Annotated in this window: 18 protein-coding genes and 1 riboswitch; of the genes, 8 read left to right on the forward strand and 10 right to left on the reverse strand. The window is 64.0% G+C overall.

Annotated elements, in window-relative coordinates:
* Window positions 1-61: 61 nt before the first annotated feature.
* The 6 genes from BJD12_RS01400 to BJD12_RS01425 all read right to left on the reverse strand — a co-directional run bounded on the left by BJD12_RS01400 (window position 62) and on the right by BJD12_RS01425 (window position 4,920).
* Complete coding sequence (locus tag BJD12_RS01400) at window positions 62-745, reverse strand: hypothetical protein (protein ID WP_005991060.1); 684 nt, start codon at window positions 743-745, stop codon at window positions 62-64.
* A 259-nt stretch (window positions 746-1,004) separates the two neighbouring features.
* Window positions 1,005-1,292: a hypothetical protein gene (locus tag BJD12_RS01405; protein WP_005991059.1), complete on the reverse strand. Its 288-nt coding sequence runs from the start codon at window positions 1,290-1,292 to the stop codon at window positions 1,005-1,007.
* Between the two features lie 86 nt (window positions 1,293-1,378).
* Complete coding sequence (locus tag BJD12_RS01410; protein ID WP_039421776.1) at window positions 1,379-2,569, reverse strand: methyl-accepting chemotaxis protein; 1,191 nt, start codon at window positions 2,567-2,569, stop codon at window positions 1,379-1,381.
* A gap of 145 nt (window positions 2,570-2,714) precedes the next feature.
* Window positions 2,715-3,329: a high frequency lysogenization protein HflD gene (hflD, locus tag BJD12_RS01415; protein WP_042827854.1), complete on the reverse strand. Its 615-nt coding sequence runs from the start codon at window positions 3,327-3,329 to the stop codon at window positions 2,715-2,717.
* Complete coding sequence (gene mnmA, locus BJD12_RS01420) at window positions 3,329-4,465, reverse strand: tRNA 2-thiouridine(34) synthase MnmA (RefSeq protein WP_005991054.1); 1,137 nt, start codon at window positions 4,463-4,465, stop codon at window positions 3,329-3,331. Before mnmA ends, hflD begins: the two co-directional genes overlap by 1 nt.
* The gene (locus BJD12_RS01425) at window positions 4,462-4,920 is read right to left on the reverse strand and encodes an NUDIX hydrolase (protein ID WP_005991052.1); all 459 of its coding nucleotides are present in this window, start codon (window positions 4,918-4,920) and stop codon (window positions 4,462-4,464) included. Before BJD12_RS01425 ends, mnmA begins: the two co-directional genes overlap by 4 nt.
* Window positions 4,921-5,170: 250 nt before the next feature.
* Between BJD12_RS01425 and clpS the strand changes: the two genes are divergently transcribed.
* The 3 genes from clpS (at window position 5,171) to BJD12_RS01440 (ending at window position 8,340) form a co-directional block, all read left to right on the forward strand.
* Entirely contained in the window at window positions 5,171-5,491 is a 321-nt protein-coding gene (gene clpS, locus BJD12_RS01430; protein ID WP_016901748.1) for an ATP-dependent Clp protease adapter ClpS, read from the forward strand.
* Between the two features lie 142 nt (window positions 5,492-5,633).
* The gene (gene clpA / locus BJD12_RS01435) at window positions 5,634-7,916 is read left to right on the forward strand and encodes an ATP-dependent Clp protease ATP-binding subunit ClpA (protein ID WP_005991048.1); all 2,283 of its coding nucleotides are present in this window, start codon (window positions 5,634-5,636) and stop codon (window positions 7,914-7,916) included.
* A gap of 172 nt (window positions 7,917-8,088) precedes the next feature.
* Entirely contained in the window at window positions 8,089-8,340 is a 252-nt protein-coding gene (locus BJD12_RS01440; RefSeq protein ID WP_005991046.1) for a hypothetical protein, read from the forward strand.
* A gap of 109 nt (window positions 8,341-8,449) precedes the next feature.
* Here the strand turns inward: BJD12_RS01440 and infA are convergent, their stop codons facing one another.
* The 4 genes from infA to trxB form a co-directional block, all read right to left on the reverse strand.
* On the reverse strand, window positions 8,450-8,668 hold the full coding sequence (infA, locus tag BJD12_RS01445) for a translation initiation factor IF-1 (RefSeq protein ID WP_002813418.1): 219 nt from the start codon (window positions 8,666-8,668) through the stop codon (window positions 8,450-8,452).
* A gap of 80 nt (window positions 8,669-8,748) precedes the next feature.
* Window positions 8,749-9,498, reverse strand: coding sequence for a leucyl/phenylalanyl-tRNA--protein transferase (gene aat, locus BJD12_RS01450; protein ID WP_005991042.1), 750 nt, complete (start codon window positions 9,496-9,498; stop codon window positions 8,749-8,751).
* Window positions 9,499-9,541: 43 nt separating this feature from the next.
* The gene (locus BJD12_RS01455) at window positions 9,542-10,660 is read right to left on the reverse strand and encodes a GNAT family N-acetyltransferase (protein WP_005991040.1); all 1,119 of its coding nucleotides are present in this window, start codon (window positions 10,658-10,660) and stop codon (window positions 9,542-9,544) included.
* A 57-nt stretch (window positions 10,661-10,717) separates the two neighbouring features.
* Window positions 10,718-11,686 (reverse strand): thioredoxin-disulfide reductase, encoded by a 969-nt coding sequence (gene trxB / locus BJD12_RS01460; RefSeq protein WP_005991036.1) that lies wholly within the window; start codon window positions 11,684-11,686, stop codon window positions 10,718-10,720.
* A 284-nt stretch (window positions 11,687-11,970) separates the two neighbouring features.
* Between trxB and BJD12_RS01465 the strand changes: the two genes are divergently transcribed.
* The 5 genes from BJD12_RS01465 to crcB all read left to right on the forward strand — a co-directional run bounded on the left by BJD12_RS01465 (window position 11,971) and on the right by crcB (window position 19,479).
* Window positions 11,971-14,328 carry a DNA translocase FtsK gene (locus BJD12_RS01465; RefSeq protein WP_005991034.1) on the forward strand — a complete coding sequence of 786 codons (2,358 nt, stop codon included), beginning with the start codon at window positions 11,971-11,973 and terminating at the stop codon, window positions 14,326-14,328.
* A 290-nt stretch (window positions 14,329-14,618) separates the two neighbouring features.
* Window positions 14,619-16,538: a DUF3857 domain-containing transglutaminase family protein gene (locus BJD12_RS01470; RefSeq protein ID WP_005991032.1), complete on the forward strand. Its 1,920-nt coding sequence runs from the start codon at window positions 14,619-14,621 to the stop codon at window positions 16,536-16,538.
* A gap of 57 nt (window positions 16,539-16,595) precedes the next feature.
* A complete protein-coding gene (lolA, locus tag BJD12_RS01475) occupies window positions 16,596-17,267 on the forward strand; it encodes an outer membrane lipoprotein periplasmic chaperone LolA (RefSeq protein WP_005991030.1) in 672 nt (223 codons plus the stop codon).
* Between the two features lie 335 nt (window positions 17,268-17,602).
* A complete protein-coding gene (locus BJD12_RS01480) occupies window positions 17,603-18,892 on the forward strand; it encodes a replication-associated recombination protein A (protein WP_172797285.1) in 1,290 nt (429 codons plus the stop codon).
* Between the two features lie 2 nt (window positions 18,893-18,894).
* Window positions 18,895-18,963: riboswitch (Fluoride riboswitch) on the forward strand.
* A 114-nt stretch (window positions 18,964-19,077) separates the two neighbouring features.
* Entirely contained in the window at window positions 19,078-19,479 is a 402-nt protein-coding gene (gene crcB, locus BJD12_RS01485; RefSeq protein ID WP_005991026.1) for a fluoride efflux transporter CrcB, read from the forward strand.
* The last annotated feature ends 120 nt before the right edge of the window (window positions 19,480-19,599 follow it).

The following is a 19,599-nucleotide window of genomic DNA, read 5'->3' on the forward strand; positions in this document are numbered from 1 at the left end:
TACTCGTCTCACGCGGTAAGCATCGACTGATGCAGTGTCGTCAATCGACATCGTGCCGGTCTCATTCCGGTTCGAACGACAGCTCGCGCCTCCAGAGCAGCGGGGTGCGCGCTCGCTGTTTATCAGGGAAGAAAAGCGACAGATAACCGGCCGCGATCGCACGGCTGCGAAGTTTCAAGCCAACGCCTTCTGCCGTCACGACGGTGACCCCGGTCACCGTGCCTTGCGGATTGACCTGCATTTCCCAGACAAGGCGGCCATGCCACTCGGCCGGCGGGATCGCTGCGTCATAGTTCGGGCGGCCAACGACATACGGTGTTCCCGGATCGTTTGACAAGGGTGAGTCTGCCAGCCTGGCATGGACCTGCAATGTCTCTTCCCCGGTGCGCCCATCTCCTGTGCTTGCGCGAAACGTCCATAGGCCAGGCTTGCCTCCCTGGCCCAGATCGGCACCGTAGCAGTGCTTGATGCCACGGTAGTCGGGGTACTGGTGGCTCGACACTTCCTGCCCGGAGGCATCGAACGCCTTCACCACCAACCCACCTACATCGGTCTCGGCGAGATTGGTCGCGACACACACTTGGTGAGTGTGCTGACCATCGGTCAAAAACTGGATGGTTTGCTGGCGGGCAATCGAATGAGGTGGGCGGGCATCCCAGAGAAATTCGAGATACACCTTGTCATCTGCCGCAGTGGCCGAGTGAGAAAAGGCTGCCGCACACAACGCCAGGCAACGGATTTTCATGACATCCAGCGCTCGGAAGAAGGCAGCATGCTGATCGCCCGGGTTGGTGGCGGGCTCAGGAGGTGAGATGGATGGTAGAGGCCTTGGCCAGACATGACAAACCTCAGCCCGGTGTGAGCGCGTCTCGGCCGGGCAGGGGGCAAGGAGCGCGTGCGCACGGCATCAGCGCTGCCGGGAGTAGTGAGCGTCAGGAGCCTGAGATCGGGCAGTCCAACAACACGGCGGGGCGCCTGCCGAGGCACGCCCCGCCGGTATCGCATCAGCGCCCGGAGGCGCTGACCGCGTCGCCATCCAGGCCCAGGTCCCAGGCCACGGTGGCGAATAGCAGCGCGTCTTCGCTGCAATCGCGGCGCGGGTTGATCAATGCCTTGACTTCCGCACGGGCCGCAAGCTCCAGACGGTGCAGCGCGGCCGGCAACCGTACCCGCCGCAGCACCGGCTTGGCCGCTTCGCTTTGCGCAATGCGCGCGGCATGGGCGGTCGCCAAGGCGGCTGCCTCCAGTGCGGCAGTGGGGTCGGCATCGATGGTAGAGGCAAGAAGCGTCATGAGCGGAACACCAGGTTGTTGCGGAACGACAAATCCCCGGAAGGCCGGGGAATGTCGGGATCAAAAGCTACGGGCAGACATCGGTCTTAGAACAACTCGACGGTGCCGGCACCCATGCCTTGCTGTGCAACCGGCTTGTGCGGCGGGCGTTCCCACTCCACACGCATGTCGCGCAGACGGCTGGACACCTTGGCCAGCGACGCAACCAGGTCGCTGTCGTACACACCGCCATTGCGATGCAGCAGTTCCTGCAGCGCCACCGCCTCACGGTTGATCGCGGTGAGGCGATCGAGGTGGGTGTGGATGCCGCTCAACGTCTGCGTTGCGATGTCCTCGAACTGCAGGGCGCGGACGGCTTCGGCCACGCTGCCGTCGATGGAGCGGGCGCACTCGGAGATTTCGCGCATGCCATCGCCCAACGAGGCGTTGATCTGAGCGACGTTCTCCAGCATCGCCGCCGATTCATGGCGGGCTTCGCGGGAACGATCCATATGACGCGAGGCGAGCTGCGAGACCGTTTCACGCACCTTGGCGATCGATTCCTTGGAGCTGTGTGCCAGCTTGCGGATCTGTTCGTTGAAGGTGGTGGAGCGCTCGGACAGGTTGCGCACCTCGTCGGCGACCACCGCGAAGCCACGACCGGCTTCACCGGCACGTGCTGCTTCGATGGCGGCGTTCAACGCCAGCAGGTTGGTCTGGTCGGCGATCGACTTGACGTCTTCCAGCAACGCGAAGATGCCATCCAGATGCTGGGCCATCTCATCGATGTGATGGACGGTGTTGGTGCTTTGGCCGCTCACCTGTTCCAGCGCTTCCACCAATTGCTCCATGCGGGAGCTGGCGTGCTGGGCGAAGCGGGCGACATCGACGCCGGCACTGCCATCGTCACCTGCGCGGTCGACGATGCGGGCCAGTGCCTGGCTTTGCTGACGCGACTTACGGTTCATCGCTTCGAAGCTGCCACCAAGACCGGACACGGCCTGGCGGATCAGTTCGCGGGCACGCTCGACTTCCGAGCGCGAACCGTCGACTTCGTTGCTGACGAACGTACGCAGTTCGTTGAGCAGTTGGTCCTGCTCGCGCAGGATGCGTGCCTGGTCCGGATTAGGCCGGAACTGGGAATACGTCACCCAGGCAGCGAAACCCAACCAACTAAGGGTCATGGTCGCCAGGATCGCCCAGCGCACCGAAGCGGGCCAGTCGAATCCGACAGCGAAGGGAAACAGCAAGGTCAGAGCCAAAGGAGCGGCTAGACGGATCAGTGGACGTGAATACATGGGCGTTCTCGGCAGAGTCACGGTTGCTGTATCGGCACTACCCCCGTGGTCTTTAGCGACGATCGCCACGTCGTCTTGCCAAGGCGCTCGCGGTCGGCAAGCGCGAGCGCCCGTTGCAGGCGCCTGAAACCGTGTTGTTACGCGCTCAGCGCAGTGCGCGGTCTACCGCTTCGCTCATCGCGCGTTTGGCGAACAGGAAATCCCACAAACTGCCCCCCATCTGCCGCCACAGCACAGCCGAGCGGACCGCTGCCAGCAACAATGCACGGATTTCGGCGACCACGCCGGCCTGGCCCAGGTAATGCGGGTTGCCCTGCACCATGACCTTGGGGCGCAAGTGACTGATGGTCTGCGCGTACAGCCCGCCCAGCGAGGTGAGCACATCCGGATGAGCGCTATCGTTCAGGTTCTGCGCCTGCCGGGCAGCGGCCTCGATGCCGTCGGACACGGTAGACACGGTCGTGGTATCGCGGACAAAACGTCGCTCCAGCTGCAGCACTGCCAGCGCCAGGCGCGGCAGCACATCGTCCTGTGCCTGGTTGCGGAAGTAGTTGTGCAACAGGCGCAGACCGGGGGCCACCGCTGCGGCTGAGCCGTAGACCGCCTCCGGCGAGGCCGCGTCCACCCGGAACACACTGTCGATGGCGGTGCGCACCGTCGCCGCTTCCGAGTGCCCGGTTTCGGCAATCCGCCGTACCTGCTGCAGGGCCTGGGCGACGCCGGCAAGCGCCAGCACACGGTGATCCATGGAAGAACTCATCAAGCCACACCCTCAAGAGGAAAAGAAGATCCCGCCAGCTGGCGTTCCAGCGGCGCATCGGTGGCGGCAATGACCGCACCGCCCAGGCATTCCTCGCCGTCGTACAACACCAGCGACTGCCCGGGCGTCACCGCCCGCTGCGGCCGTTCGAAGCGCACCTGCACGCTGCCGTCGTCCTGCACATCCACCGTGCACGGCTCGTCCGGCTGCCGATAGCGGGTCTGCGCAGTGCAAGTGAAACGGCGCGCGGGCGGTGCGCCGGTCACCCAGTGGGCCTGCTCGGACTGCAGCCATTGCGATTGCAGCAGCGGGCTATCGCGGTCCTGATCCACGTACAGCACGTTGCTGGCCACGTCCTTGCCCACCACGTACCAAGGCGCGGCTGCCCGGCCGCGCACGCCGCCGATGTTCAGGCCCTCGCGCTGACCCAGCGTGAAGTAGAACACCCCCGGATGGTCGGCAATGCGTTGCCCCTGCGGGTCGCGGATCTCGCCGGTGCGGGCAGGCAGGTAGCGCCCCAGAAATTCGCGAAAGTCGCGCTCGCCGATAAAGCAGATCCCGGTGGAATCCTTCTTGGCATGGGTCGGTAGACCGGCGTCCTGGGCAATGCGGCGCAGCGTACTCTTTTCCAGATCCCCGATCGGGAACACGGTCGCGGCCAACTGGGTCTGCCCAAGTTGGTGCAGGAAATAGCTTTGGTCCTTGCCGCGGTCAGCCCCACGCAGCAGCCGCCAGCGTCCGCCGCGATAGGCCACCTGCGCGTAATGGCCAGTGGCGATGCGCTCGGCGCCCAGCGCCTGGGCGGCGTCCAGAAAATGCTTGAACTTCACCTCTCGGTTGCACAAGACATCCGGGTTGGGTGTGCGCCCGGCCGCATATTCGGCCAGGAAATGCTCGAACACGCCGCTCCAGTATTCGCCGGAGAAGTCGCGAAAGTGAAACGGGATACCCAGCACTCCGCAGACCGCCACCGCATCGCGACGGTCGTCTTCCGCCCGACAATCGCCACTGCCGTCGTCGGCCCAGTTCTGCATGAACAATCCGGCGATCGGCTCGCCCTGCTGCGCCAGTTTCCACGCCGCCACCGACGAATCCACGCCACCGGATACGCCCACCACGATGCGCGGCGTACTCATGCGACGTGCCGCACCAGCGTCAATGGATGCCGCTGCCCGGCCAGAAAGTCGGCCACTACCTCCCACACCAGGGGGCTCCGCAGCCGATCGGCCGCCTCGCGCAACTCCTCCGGGGTCATCCACAGCGCGCGTATCACGCCTGTATCCAGGCTGCGCTCTGGGTGATGGGTCACCGCCTCGCCGACGAAGGCGAAGCGCAGGAAGCATTGGCCGCTCGGCGCCACCCATTGGTAGGTGCCGATGAAGTGAGTCAGGCGCACATCCCAGCCAGTCTCTTCCAGGGTCTCGCGCACGGCCGCGTCCAGCAGGCTTTCGTTCGGCTCCAGATGGCCCGCAGGCTGGTTCAACAACAGCCTGCCTGCGATGGTTTCCTCAACCTGCAGGAAGCGGCCATCGCGCACTACCACGGTGGCCACGGTGACATCCGGGTGCCAGCGTTGTTCGGAAGTGCTCATCAATCGTGCTCCTTGGTAGGCGAGGGGCGGGCCATTGTGCCCGTCCCCGCACCAGTGCCGAGGGGATCCGCACGATGGGGGAGTGCGTCCAGGGGCGCGCAGGCATGCCGGGATGCTGCGGAAGACGGCGCCAGTCGCAGCGCGGTCGGGGTATCGGTCATCAAAGGCCAGCCGAGGAATTGGAGACAAATTGTGCGCGGCGCGGCGCAAATCGTCCAATGCGCACGGCGATGAACCGTATAATGGCCGGATGCCTCGGAAGACCTCTCACGAACACGATCATGGCCTCACGGTCGAAGCCAGCAAGCCGGAAGTGGCGCCGCCGCCGCGTTACCAGGTGCTGCTGCTGAACGACGACTACACCCCGATGGACTTCGTGGTGACCGTGCTGCAACAGTTTTTCAACCTCGATCTGGAGCGGGCCACCCAGGTGATGCTGCACGTCCACACGCGTGGGCGCGGGGTTTGCGGGGTCTACAGCCGCGAGGTGGCCGAGTCCAAAGTGGCGCAGGTCAACGAATTTTCGCGCATGAACCAGCATCCGCTGCTGTGCACGATGGAACAAACCTGAGCTGGCTCGACGGCCGTTCCAGCAGCGCAACAGTGTGGCTGCAACCACGTGCTAACGCCGTCTGAACATGCCTATCCGATAGGGTTGTGGAAAATCCCAACAAAAGCCGCATATTGTTGGCAACAGCCGTTCGGAGTTTCCAATGTTCAGCAAAGATCTAGAGCAAACAATCGGCCAGTGCTACAAGCGAGCACGCGAAGCGCGTCATGAATTCATGACCGTCGAGCACCTGCTGCTCTCGCTGCTGGATAATCCTTCCGCGCAAGCCGTGCTCAAGGCTTGCGGCGCGGATCAGCTGCGGCTGCATAACGACCTGGAACAGGCGATCGAGGCCTCGGTCTCGCGTCTGGCAGAAGACGATGGCCGCGACACTCAGCCAACCCTGGGCTTTCAGCGTGTGCTGCAACGTGCGGTTTACCACGTGCAATCTTCCGGCAAGAAGGAGGTCACTGGCGCTAACGTGCTGGTGGCGATCTTCGGCGAGAAGGATTCGCACGCGGTGTATTTCCTGAATCAGCAGGACATCACCCGCTTGGACATCGTCAATTACCTGTCCCACGGCATCGCCAAGCTGGGCGAAGACGGTGAGCAACCGTCCGCGTCCGACGGCGAGCCCAAGAGTGAAGGCGGGGAGGGCGAAGCCAAGGGCGACGCGCTGGCCGAGTACGCTACCAATCTCAACGAGCAGGCGCGCAACGGCAAAATCGATCCATTGGTCGGCCGCGGCGATGAGATCGAGCGCACCATCCAGGTCCTTTGCCGCCGTCGCAAGAACAACCCGCTGTACGTGGGCGAGGCCGGTGTGGGCAAGACTGCGATCGCCGAAGGGCTTGCCAAGCGTATCGTCGACAACGACGTGCCGGAAGTGCTCGCCGACGCGGTCATCTTCTCGTTGGATCTGGGTGCGCTGGTCGCCGGCACCAAATACCGTGGCGACTTCGAAAAGCGCCTCAAGGGCGTGCTCGCGGCGCTGAAGAAGGTGCCTAATGCGGTCCTGTTCATCGATGAAATCCACACCATCATCGGTGCGGGTTCTGCGTCGGGCGGCACCATGGACGCGTCCAATCTGATCAAGCCGGCGCTGTCCTCGGGCGAGCTGCGTTGCATTGGCTCGACCACGTTCCAGGAATACCGCGGCATTTTCGAAAAAGACCGCGCCTTGGCGCGGCGCTTCCAGAAGATCGACATCGTCGAGCCGACCGTCGGAGAAACGTTCGAGATCCTGCAAGGGCTCAAGCCCAAGTACGAAGCGCACCACGGCGTGACCTATGCCGACGATGCGCTGCAGGCAGCTGTGGATTTGTCGGTCAAGCATATCGGCGACCGCCTGTTGCCGGACAAGGCCATCGATGTGATGGACGAAGCCGGTGCGCGTCAGCGTTTGCTGCCAGATGGCGTGCGCAAGGAGCTGATCGACATCGAGGAGATCGAAACCATTGTCGCCAAGATGGCGCGCATTCCGGCCAAGCAGGTCAGCGCGACCGATAAGGACGTGCTGCAGCATCTGGAGCGCAACCTGAAGATGGTGATCTTCGGGCAGAACCCGGCGATCGAAACGCTGGCCGGCTCGATCAAGCTGGCACGCTCGGGCCTGGCCAATCCGGAAAAGCCGATTGGCAACTTCCTCTTCGCCGGCCCGACCGGTGTGGGCAAGACCGAGGTGACCAAGCAGCTGGCGCTGCAGCTGGGCATCGAGCTGGTGCGTTTCGACATGTCCGAGTACATGGAGGCGCATTCGATCAGCCGCCTGATCGGTGCGCCTCCGGGCTACGTCGGTTTCGACCAAGGCGGCCTGTTGACCGAGAAGATCGTCAAGACGCCGCATTGCGTGCTGCTACTGGACGAGGTGGAGAAGGCGCATCCGGACATCTTCAACATCCTGTTGCAGGTCATGGACCGCGGCATCCTTACCGACACCAACGGGCGCGAGGCGAACTTCAAGAACGTGATCCTGGTGATGACCACCAATGCCGGTGCCACCCAGGCATCGCGCCGGTCGATCGGGTTTACCAAGCAGGACCATTCCACCGATGCGATGGAGTCAATCCGGCGCGGGTTTACGCCGGAGTTCCGCAACCGTCTCGACGCGATCGTGCAGTTCCAGCCGCTGGGCTTTGACCACATTCTGCGCGTGGTGGACAAGTTCATCATCGAGCTGGAAATGCTGTTGCAGGAAAAGCACGTCTCCCTGTCGGCTACCCCGACTGCGCGCGATTGGCTGGCCCAGCATGGTTTCGATCCGCTGATGGGCGCGCGTCCGATGTCGCGCGTGATCCAGGAGAAGATCAAGCGCCCGCTCGCCGACGAACTGTTGTTCGGAAAGCTCGTGGAAGGCGGGCGGGTCAATATCGATGTGAAGGATGGCGAACTGGTGGTGGAAGCGCATCCGGAACCGGAGCGTTTGCTGCCAGCAACCGTCGATTGATCGATGGCGTGAGTTGATGTCTCTTAAAAAAAGCCGCTCGGATGAGCGGCTTTTTTTGTCGGGACGATGCGGTGCGCGAACAGCGATTCGCCGCCCAGTGCCCGAAGTTGCTCAGGGCCGCACCGTGCGCTTGCAAAGGATGACGTAAGGGCGGCGAGGCGAGAGCCTTGCAATGCGCCGCCGTCTGCGGCTGGAGGGCAACGCCCGCGCGCTCGAATTAGAGATCAATTCACGGTTGGACATTCGGGATTTGCCTATGACATGCGTGCAGCATCGATCCCATCGCTTGATGGCAGTGCAGTCGCGGGAAGTCGGTACGTGCCTACGACCCGTCTACGATGAGGCCAGGCGCATCTTCGGCGAGCGCAACGAGCTGATCTTCTTGACGACGCCGTTGCTCGTCTGCCGGATTCTTCAGCCCTAGGACAAAGAATGCCTTGTAGTCGTCTCTGCTGCGAAATGAGTCCCTCGGCAAATCGCAGGAACGACAGAAAGCGGCCATGGGCCGCCTTGCGTCTCAGCACCAGAACCGCTTACTTCATGCGGTAGGTGATACGGCCCTTGGTCAGGTCGTACGGAGTCATTTCAACTTTGACCCGGTCGCCGGTCAGGATGCGGATGTAGTTCTTGCGCATACGGCCGGAGATGTGGGCAATGATTTCATGCCCGTTTTCCAGCTTGACCCGGAACGTGGTGTTGGGGAGCGTCTCGCTGACGCTGCCTTCGAATTCAATGGAGTCGTCTTTCGACATGTAATCCTGTGCAATCAAAGCTGGCCCGGAAGGGCCGTAAGGGACGGCATTTTACGCTCCATCTCCCGGTGGCGCAAATTTTATGTTAAGCGGGCTTCACTCAGCGCCGTGACCGGCCGCTCACCGTAACGTTCGGACCAGCTGCCGGCCGGTTCCACCAGGGCAACCTGGCGCCGCACGCACAGCAAAAACTCCGGGCGTGGCATGTGCTGCGCGCCCATGCTGAGCAGATGGGGGTTTTCCACCTGTGCATCGAGCAGCGGCCATCCGCGTGCATGCAGCTCGGCAGCCAGAGCGGCTAGCGCGACTTTCGAGCCGCCGCTGACCGCGCTGAACATGCTTTCCCCGAAGAACATGCGGCCGACCGCGACGCCGTAGATGCCGCCGACCAGGCGCGTGCCGTCAAACACTTCCAGCGAGTGCGCGTGGCCGCGATGGTGCAGGTCGACATACGCCGCCTGCATTTGCGCGGTGATCCAGGTGCCGTCCTGTCCGGGACGCGGGCTGGACGCGCAGGCGGCAATGACCTGTGCAAATGCGGTATCTGCACGCAGGGTCCAGCGGCAATTGCGCAACTGCCGCCTGAAGCGCGACGACAGGCGCACGCGGTCGGTGCGAAAGACCATGCGTGGGTCCGGGCTCCACCACAGGATCGGTTGCCCTTCCGAAAACCAGGGAAAGATGCCATGCGCATACGCGTTGAGCAGGCGTTGCGGGTGCAGGTCGCCGCCGATGGCGAGCAGGCCATCGGGCTCGCGCAAGGCCCGCTCGACCGGCGGGAACGGGCTGGTGGGATCCGGTGACAGCAGGTGGGGCAGTGCGCGCGACATGACTTGAGTCTAGCGGCGACGCGGACGCTTGGCGCGCACTAGGTCAGTCGCGAAACGGGCTGTGGTCCGCCAGGTCGACCGCGTGCCGCGCGACCTCCTTGCGTTCGTCGGCGCACCACTGCGCCAGCGGTTCGCGAAAGCCCGGGGCGGCGATCCAGTGACGGCTGCGCACCAATGTCGGCAAAAAGCCGCGCGCGATCTTGTGCTCGCCTTGCGCGCCAGGCTCGAAGCGGGTCAAGCCTTCGCGCAGGCAGTATTCGATGCCCTGGTAATAGCAGGTTTCGAAGTGCAGCCCGGGCAGGGCTTCGCCGCCCCAGTAACGACCGTAAAGCGTGTCGTGGCCGCGCAGGCACAGTGCGCCGGCAATCGCCTGCCCATCGAGGTCTGCCAGGAACATCACCAGCTGCCGCGGCAGGTGGTCCGCCAGGTGGCGTAGGAATTCTGGTGTCAGTGCGGGCGAATTGCCGTACTCGCTGAAGGTTTTGAGATAGAAGCCGTACATGGCGTCCAGGTCCGCCTGGCTCGCCTCATCGCCATGCACCACGCGCAGCTGCACGCCTGCGCGTTGCACCTTGGCGCGTTCCTGGCGGATGTTTTTGCGGCGCTTGTGGTCCATCGCCGCCAGAAATGTCTCGAAGTCGCTCCAGCCGCTGGCGTTGTGCCAGTGATATTGCAGATCGTTACGCTCCAGCCAGTCGGCGTCGAACGCGGCATCTTCATCGGCTCGATGAAAATTCACATGCGCCGAAGACAGGCTGCTGCGCTCCACCAGCTCGCGCATCGCGGCCAGTAGGTGCCCGCGCCACTTGGGTGCGCCGAGCAGGCGCGGGCCGGTCACTGGCGAGTAGGGCACGCCGCACAGCCACTTTGGGAAATAGTCCTGACCGTAGCGTGCATAGGCATGCGCCCAGGCGTGGTCGAACACGAACTCGCCATGCGAATTGCTCTTCAGATAGCCCGGCGCGGCGGCGACCAGGGTGTCGCCTTTCCACAAGGTCAGATGCAGTGGATTCCAGCCCCAATCCGGGCGCAGGCAGCCTTCGCGTTCGAGGCCTTGCAGAAATGCGTAGCTGACAAAGGGATGCGTGCTATCGTGCAGCGCATCCCAGGCGCCAGCCGGAAGTTCGCCCAGCTGGCGGCACCAGCGAGCAGTCACGCTCATGCGCTCGGCCCGCTAGCGATGCTGGCCGCGTAGCGCGGCCGGCAATCAGGCGCCATCTCAGGCGCTCTTGTCGAGATAACGTTCGGCATCCAGCGCGGCCATGCAGCCGAACCCGGCCGAGGTGATGGCCTGGCGGTAGTGCTGGTCGGCCACGTCGCCGGCTGCGAACACGCCGGCCACCGAGGTTTCGGTCGCTGCGCCGTTCAGGCCGGAGCGGATTTCCAGGTAGCCGTTGTTCATGGCCAGCTGGCCGTCGAACAGTTGCGTATTTGGGTGGTGGCCGATGGCGACGAAGAAGCCGTGCGCGTCGATGTCGCGGGTGCTTCCGTCGAGGGTGGACTTGACCCGCACGCCGGTGACGCCGGCATCGTTGCCCAGCACTTCTTCGATGGCGTGGTGCCAGACGGTTTCGATCTTGCCAGCGGCGACCTTGGCAAACAGCTTGTCCTGCATGATCTTTTCCGCGCGCAGGGTGTCGCGGCGGTGCACCAGGTAGACCTTGCGCGCGATGTTGGACAGGTACAGCGCTTCCTCGACCGCAGTATTGCCGCCGCCGACTACCACCACATCCTGGTCCTTGTAGAAGAACCCGTCGCAGGTGGCGCAGGCAGAGACGCCGCGACCCTTGAAGGCCTCTTCGGTCGGGATGCCCAGGTACTTGGCGGTGGCGCCGGTGGCGATGATCAGTGCGTCGCAGGTGTACTCGGCGCTGTCGCCGATTAGCCGGAACGGGCGCTGCGACAGGTCGGCAGTATGGATGTAGTCGAAGATGACCTCGGTCTCGAAGCGCTCTGCGTGCGCTTGCATGCGGTTCATCAGATCCGGGCCCATCAGGCCGTGGGGGTCGCCCGGCCAATTGTCGACTTCTGTGGTGGTCATCAGCTGGCCGCCTTGCTGCAGCCCGGTGATCACTACCGGCTTGAGATTAGCGCGTGCGGCATAGACCGCAGCGGTCCAGCCGGCCGGGCCGGAGCCGAGGATCAGCAGGCGGGAGTGCTTGGCGGGACTGGCAGATGAGGCGCTCATGTATACTCGCGATCTAGGAATTGGTGGGATGGCGCCGATACAAAAGGCGCCCCCGTGGCGGCATAGAGTGGCGGTCCCCACCCGGTGAATCAAGGCGGCACGATGGAACTGCTTGAACCGCAGATGGCATGGTCCGCCCGCAACGCATGTCGACGCCGCCTAGTGCGGCGTTTTTCGTTGGTCGCCGGCCGCGTTGGCGACCGGCGCTCATCCAACTGCTGAAACCGTGGCCTGGGTCGTTTATTATCAACCACTAACAGCATTTTTCTAAGGTCTGGCTACAGGTGGCAAAGCAGGTTCCCGAACGCAGCAAGCCCGCAGAGGGCAAAGCGTCGTCGCGCAAGACGGCGGTGGCGGATAATCCGCGCCGACAGAAGCTGTGGCGCGATCTGGCATTGATCGCGGTGGCGCCGTTGCTGCTGTATCTGCTGGCGAGCCTGTTCACCTACTCGGCCGTAGATCCGGGTTGGTCGCAGACCGGCAGTGTGGTCGCACCGGTGCACAACATAGGCGGACGGGTTGGTGCATGGCTCGCCGACGTGTTGCTGCAGCTGTTTGGTTACGTCGCGTTTCTGTTGCCGGTCGTGCTGGGCGCGGTGGCATGGATCGCCTTGTTCGGCATGGACAAGGAAGGGCAGGCCGAGGCCGACCTTGGGCCGGCACTGCGCCTGGTCGGCATGGTCGGGTTCCTGATTGCCTCGACAGGCTTTCTGCATTTGCGCCTGTTCAACGGCGATGTGGCGGGTGCGGGTGGCATTTTGGGGCGGCTGGTCAGCAATTCGCTGGGTGCCGGCTTTGGCGCATTGGGCGCCAACCTGTTCGTGGTGGTGCTGCTGCTGGTCTCGATCACGCTGGCGACCGGCTTGTCGTGGTTTGCGGTGATGGAGCGCATCGGCAAGTGGGTGCTGGCGCTGGGCCCGCTGATGCAGCGCAAGACCCATCAGGCAACCGAGTGGCAGCAGACCCGCGTGATGCGCGAAGAGCGCGAGGAAGTGCGCAAGGTCGATGCTGTCAAGCAGGCCAAGCGCGAGCCGGTCAAGATCGAGCCGCCGCCGGCACCGGTAGTGGAAAAGAGCGAGCGCGCCAAGCGCGATACCCAGATTCCGATGTTCCAGGGCGTGAGCACCGACGGCTCGGACCTGCCGCCGCTGGCCTTGCTGGACGATCCCAAGCCGCAGGCCAAGGGCTATTCCGAAGAAACACTGGAGACGTTGTCACGGCAGATCGAGTTCAAGCTCAAGGATTTTCGCATCGAGGCGCAGGTGGTCGGTGCCTATCCGGGTCCGGTGATCACCCGCTTCGAGATCGAGCCGGCACCGGGCATCAAGGTTAGCCAGATCAGCTCGCTGGACAAGGACATCGCGCGCGGCCTGTCGGTCAAGTCGGTGCGCGTGGTGGACGTGATTCCGGGCAAGTCGGTGGTGGGTCTGGAGATCCCCAACGTCACCCGCGAGATGATCTTCCTGTCCGAATTGTTGCGCTCCAAGGAATACGACAAGTCGACCAGCCCGTTGACGCTGGCGTTGGGCAAGGACATCGCCGGCCGCCCGACCGTGGCCGATCTGGCGCGCATGCCGCATTTGCTGGTGGCCGGTACCACTGGCTCGGGCAAGTCGGTGGCGGTCAATGCGATGGTGCTGAGCCTGCTGTTCAAGGCCTCGCACAAGGAACTGCGGATGCTGATGATCGACCCGAAGATGCTCGAGTTGAGCGTCTACCAGGGCATCCCGCACCTGCTGGCGCCGGTGGTCACCGACATGAAGGAGGCCGCCAACGGCCTTCGCTGGTGCGTGGCCGAGATGGAGCGCCGCTACAAGCTGATGAGCGCAGTGGGCGTGCGCAACTTGGCCGGCTTCAACAAGAAGGTCAAGGACGCCATCGACGCCGGCCAGCCGATGATGGACCCGCTGTTCAAGCCGAACCCGGAGCTGGGCGAAGCCCCGCGGCCGCTGGAGACGCTGCCGTTCATCGTCATCTTCATCGACGAATTCGCCGACATGATGATGATCGTCGGCAAGAAGGTCGAAGAACTCATCGCGCGTCTGGCGCAGAAGGCGCGCGCGGCCGGCATCCACTTGATCCTGGCCACGCAGCGGCCGTCGGTGGACGTGATCACCGGCTTGATCAAGGCCAATATCCCGACCCGCGTGGCGTTCCAGGTCAGCTCCAAGATCGACTCGCGCACCATCCTGGACCAATCCGGCGCAGAAGCGCTGCTGGGCAACGGCGACATGCTGTATCTGCCACCGGGCACCGCGCTGCCGGACCGCGTGCATGGCGCCTTCGTCAGCGACGAGGAAGTGCATCGCGTGGTCGAGCATCTCAAAGCCAGCGGGCCGGTGTCCTACGTCGAAGGCGTGCTGGACGAAGTGCAGACGATGGGCGACGGCACCGTGGTCGGTGCGACCGGCTTGCCGGAGAGCAGTGGCGGCGGTGGCGACGAGTCCGACCCGTTGTACGACGAAGCCTTGCGCATCGTCACCGAAACCCGGCGCGCATCGATCTCCGGTGTGCAGCGTCGTCTGAAGATCGGCTACAACCGCGCCGCGCGGTTGATCGAGGCGATGGAGGCGGCCGGCGTGGTCAGTCAGCCAGAGCACAACGGCGATCGCACGGTGCTGGCACCGCCGCCGCCGAAATAAGCGCAGCGGCTGCCGTCGTTGCGTGGGGCGGTGGAATGCGGGGTGGTGGGAGGGCGAAGGTCAACTGGATTCGACTTGCGTAGGTCGCGTCTTGACCCTCCGCCACTCGCTACACGCGCCTGTGCAAAGCGCCGCAGACCGTCGTTGCATAGGCCGCGTCGCCTGGTCGCCTCAACGAGCGCTGCCATACGCACCAGTGCAGCATTGTTGGAAGTCGATACCTGTCATTGCCGGGCACACCGGCTACCCTAGCGGACAAGTGCCGCTCCGGCCCGTCGTGATCGAGACCCATGCTGCGTCGTCCCTTGTTGCTGCTCGTGCTGTTGATTTCCGCTCCGCTGCTTGCTTACGCGCAACGGCAGGCCGTGCCCGCCGCGGCGCGCACCCAGGCCGATACCAATTACAGCTTCGTGCGCTATCGCGCCGACTACGAAGTGCGTGCCGATGCCAGCAGCGTGGAAACCGACGAATACGAAATCCTGCTCAAGACCAAGTCGGCGGTGGAGCAGTTCAGCCAGGTCCGGCTGAGCTATAGCGAAAAGATGGAAACGCTCGACGTGCTGGAGGCGTACACCGTCACCGCCGAAGGGCTGCGCCAGGACGTGGCGGCCGACAAGATCTACACGCAGGAAAGCTATTCCAGCGCCTCGGCGGCGATGTACGCCGACCGCAAGGTCAAGGTGGTGGTGTTCCCGAACCTGGCGCCGGGCGCGCGCATCGTCTATCGCGTGCGACGCGCACAGAACACGCCGTACTTCCCCGGTTATTTCAGCCTGTGGGAAACCTTCAGCGTGTTCGCCCAATACGACAATGCGGTAGTGACGCTGGTCGCACCCAAATCGCTGCCGATGCACCTCTCCGCGCGCGGCTTGCAGGGCAGCAACAAGCCGCAGGTGCGTGGCGATCAGGCGCGCTGGGAATGGCGCTACCAGCGTGCCACACCGATGAAGAACCAGAACTGGAGCGCGGCGAGCTGGGAATTCAGCCCTACGCTGATGGCCAGCACGTTCGATAGCTGGTCGCAGATGGGCCTGGCGTATCACGTCAAGGGTGGCCGCGCCGCCGCGGTCACGCCCGCGATCCAGGCGTTGGCCGACCAGGTGACCACCGGGATCGCCGAGCCACGCGCGCAGGCAGCGGCGTTGTACGCCTGGGTCGCGCGAAATATCCGTTACGTGGCGGTATATCTGGGCAATGGCGGTCTGGAGCCCAACAGTGCCGACAGCATCCTGGCCAATCATTACGGCGACTGCAAAGACCACACAGTGATTCTGGAAGCGCTGCTGGCGGCCAAGGGCATTGCCAGCACACCCGTGCTGATCGGCGCGGAGGGCGGGCCGACATTGCCGGCAATCCCGGTGCTGGGTCGCTTCAATCACGCTATCACCTATATCCCGGCGTTCGACCTTTACGTCGATTCAACCAACCCGTATGCGCGCTTCGGTCAGTTGCCGGCCAGCGATCTTGGCGCGCCCGTGGTGCATACGCGCGACGGCAAGGTCACCCAGACCCCGCCCAACGACCGTAAGGTCAATCGCTACGTTGCCCGTACCGAGTACCGCTTCACGCCGCAGGGCGGATTGCAGGGCCTGACGACCCTGGACAGCGGGCAGACCGGCGAGGTGGGCTTGCGCGCGATGTTCGTGCAGCTCAATGCGCAGAACCGCAATCGTATCGAGGAATCGATCATTGCCCAGTCCGGTTTCGTCGGGACCGGCGATCTGCTGATCCAGGGCGATCCGCTGGATCTGGAGGCACCGTTCAACTATCGCTACAGCTTCCAGGCCAGCGATGCGGTGGATTTTTCGGTGGTCGGCGGCATGACCTTGCCGGACATGCCCGGTGCCGAGTCGACGCGCGGGATCTACACCACCACGTCGGCCGAAGACAATCTGACCCCGTTCTACTGCAACGACAGCGTGCGCGAGGAAACCTACGTGGTGACCTTGCCCGACACCGTGCCGATCATTGCCATCCCGCGCAGCAGCAGGTTTCGCAATGCAGCTGGCGAATACGCCGTGGACTGGTCGCGTCAGGGGCAGACGGTCACTGCGGTCCATCGCCTACAACGCGCGGCAGTGCATGGGCCGCAGGCCTTGTGCCGGCCACAGGATTACCGTGCATTTCGCGAGTTGTATCAGCAGGTCCGACGCGGCTTCCGCGGGCAGATCGTTTACGGCGATCTGTCCAAGGTGCAGACCGCGCACTGAGCCAGGCCGCTGCCGCCGCATGAACGCGTCCTTGCGATAGCGCTCGCCCATTCATCTATGAAGCTTCAGAATTGGCGCACTCCTTTCTGGAAGACCGCGATGCATCGCCAGCTCCGTTATGCCGTCCTCGCCACCGCTCTGTTCGCCGGCACCGCGTTTGCCGGTGCGCGCCAGGAGCTGGACACCTTCACCCGTGGCCTGAAGGGCCTGGATGGGCAGTTCAACCAGCAGGTCACCGATGCCAACGGCCGCATCAAGGAGCGTTCGAGCGGTCGGGTCGCAGTGTCGCAACCGCGCCAGTTCCGCTGGGAATACGCCAAGCCGTACAAGCAATTGATCGTGGCTGACGGCAAGAAGGTGTGGGTGTTCGACCCCGATCTGGAGCAGGTCACCGTGCGCGCGCAGGGTAATGAAGAGCAGAACAGCCCGCTGGTGGCCTTGATCGACCCCGCGCGGCTGGACAAGCAATACGACGTCAGCGAAGAAGCCGCGCCGCGCGATGGGTTGCAATGGTTGTCGTTGACGCCGAAGGTCGACACTGAAGCCAGCTTCCAGATGGCCTCGCTCGGTTTCGGCAAGGACGGCCTGACCAAGATGGAAGTGGTCGATGCGGTGGGTCAGCGCACGGCAATCAGTTTCAGCGGCTGGAAGCGCAACCCGGCGTTTGCGCCCGACACCTTCCGCTACACCCCGGCCAAGGGCGTGGATGTGGTGGGCGACGCGCAATAACAACATGGTTGTTTGAAACGACCAATCCCTGCGTTGCCGGCAGCGCACTTGAGCTTTGTGCACTGCCAGCGGATGCGTTGTTGCAGACGTCTTCCTACGCGAAGGCGTTTTGCGTTGCGGCTCCTGTGCCCTGGAAGCGGTGGCCAGCCTGCATCGCTGCGGCGAACGTCGCTGGGCCGTGCGAGGCCTGCCGTTCCACGGAGCTACTGATCTCTGCAATGCGATAACGCCCGGCCGCGATAGAATGAGTCGTGGCACGGACCAGAACCACCATCGACAGCACCGCCGATCTGCTTAGCGTGGACGCCGATCATCTGCGCCCGCTCGCAGAACGCATGCGTCCGCGGACGCTGGACGAAATGGTCGGCCAGAAACGCCTGTTGACGCCCGACAGCGCACTGCGGCGCGCGGTGGAATCCGGTCGCGTGCATTCGATGATCCTGTGGGGCCCGCCGGGCTGCGGCAAGACCACGCTCGCCTTGCTGCTGGCGCATTATGCGGATGCCGAATTCAAGGCGATATCCGCAGTGTTGTCGGGGCTGCCCGATGTGCGCCAGGTGCTGGCCGAGGCCGCGCAGCGGTTCGCCAGCGGCCGCCGCACCGTGTTGTTCGTCGATGAGGTGCACCGCTTCAATAAGGCGCAGCAGGACGCGTTTCTGCCGCATATCGAGCGCGGCACCATCCTGTTCGTCGGTGCGACCACGGAAAACCCGTCGTTCGAATTGAACTCGGCATTGCTGTCGCGCTGCCGCGTGCACGTGCTGGAATCGGTGTCGCCGCAGGACATCGTCGACGCCTTGCAGCGGGCCTTGCACGACCCCGAGCGCGGGTTGGGGCAGGAGACCATCCAGGTCAGCGACGCGTCGTTGCTGGAAATCGCCAGTGCCGCCGATGGCGATGTTCGGCGCGCGTTGACCCTGCTGGAAATCGCCGCCGAACTGGCAGGCGGCGAAGGCGGGGAGATCACCCCGCAGACGCTGCTGCAGGTGCTGGCCGACCGCACCCGGCGGTTCGACAAGAACGGCGAACAGTTCTACGACCAGATCTCGGCGCTGCATAAATCGGTGCGCAGCTCCAATCCGGATGCGGCGCTGTATTGGCTCACCCGCATGCTCGACGGCGGTTGCGACCCGGCCTATCTGGCGCGGCGCCTGACCCGCATGGCGATCGAGGATATCGGTCTGGCCGACCCGCGCGCGCAGAGCATGGCGCTGGAGGCTTGGGATATTTACGAGCGCCTCGGCAGCCCCGAAGGCGAGCTAGCCTTCGCACAGTTGGTGCTGTACCTGGCAAGCACCGCCAAATCCAACGCCGGCTACGCAGCCTTCAATCAGGCCAAGGCCGAGGTGCGCGCCACCGGCACCCAGGAGGTGCCACTGCACCTGCGCAATGCGCCGACCAAGTTGATGAAGACGCTCGGTTACGGCCAGGATTATCAATACGACCACGACGCCGAAGGCGGGATCGCGCTCGACCAGACCGGCTTTCCGGATGCGATGGGCGAGCGGGTGTACTACAACCCGGTGCCGCGCGGGCTGGAGATCAAGCTCAAGGAAAAGCTCGATCGCCTGCGTGCCGCTCGCGAACAGGCGCGGGCTGACAAGGGCGGCAAGCCCGCGGCATAATCCACCGCACAGGAGATGGCATTCCTCCTTGAACCGCACGCAGTTTGCGCGCTGATGATGCCTGCCCGTCCCCGCCGGGGCGGCAGGCCTGTGCCCCGGCATCGTTTCTTGCCCAGGAGTTGGACGATGCCGACCATGCACGACACCCCGTTGAACATCCCGCTGGCCGCTTGCGGAGGGCGCGCATGAACGCGCCGGTGTGGTGGCAGCAGTTGCTGCTGGCAATGACCGGCGGCGCGCTGGGCTCCGGGCTGCGGTTTGCGATCGGTACATCGCTGCTGCAGCGTTTTGGCGCCGGCTTCCCCTGGGGGACGTTGACGGTCAACCTGCTAGGTTCTTTCCTGGCTGGAGTGTTGCTGGTATGGCTGGACGCGCGCGGTCCGTCCAGTTGGCCGCTGCGTGCATTGCTGGTCGTCGGCGTACTCGGCGGGCTGACCACGTTTTCGTCGCTGATGATGGAATGCCTGCTATTCGCCCGTACCGATCGTTCCACGATGATTGGCGTGTATCTGGCGGTGACGCTGGTGGCCGGGGTAGTGCTGGTGTTTGCTGGTGCGCGTGCAGGTCAGTGGCTGGTGGCGCGCTAGGCGATCGCCTTTGTTGTACGCACTGAAGTTTGCCGAGAAGGCTTCTGGGCTACACGTTGCGTGCGGTATATCGGACTGTACGGTTGCTAGTGCGGCAGTTCCCACACAACGCAGCTGGGC

The sequence above is a fragment of the Xanthomonas vesicatoria ATCC 35937 genome (assembly GCF_001908725.1).
In the GTDB taxonomy this organism is placed as follows: Bacteria; Pseudomonadota; Gammaproteobacteria; order Xanthomonadales; family Xanthomonadaceae; genus Xanthomonas; species Xanthomonas vesicatoria.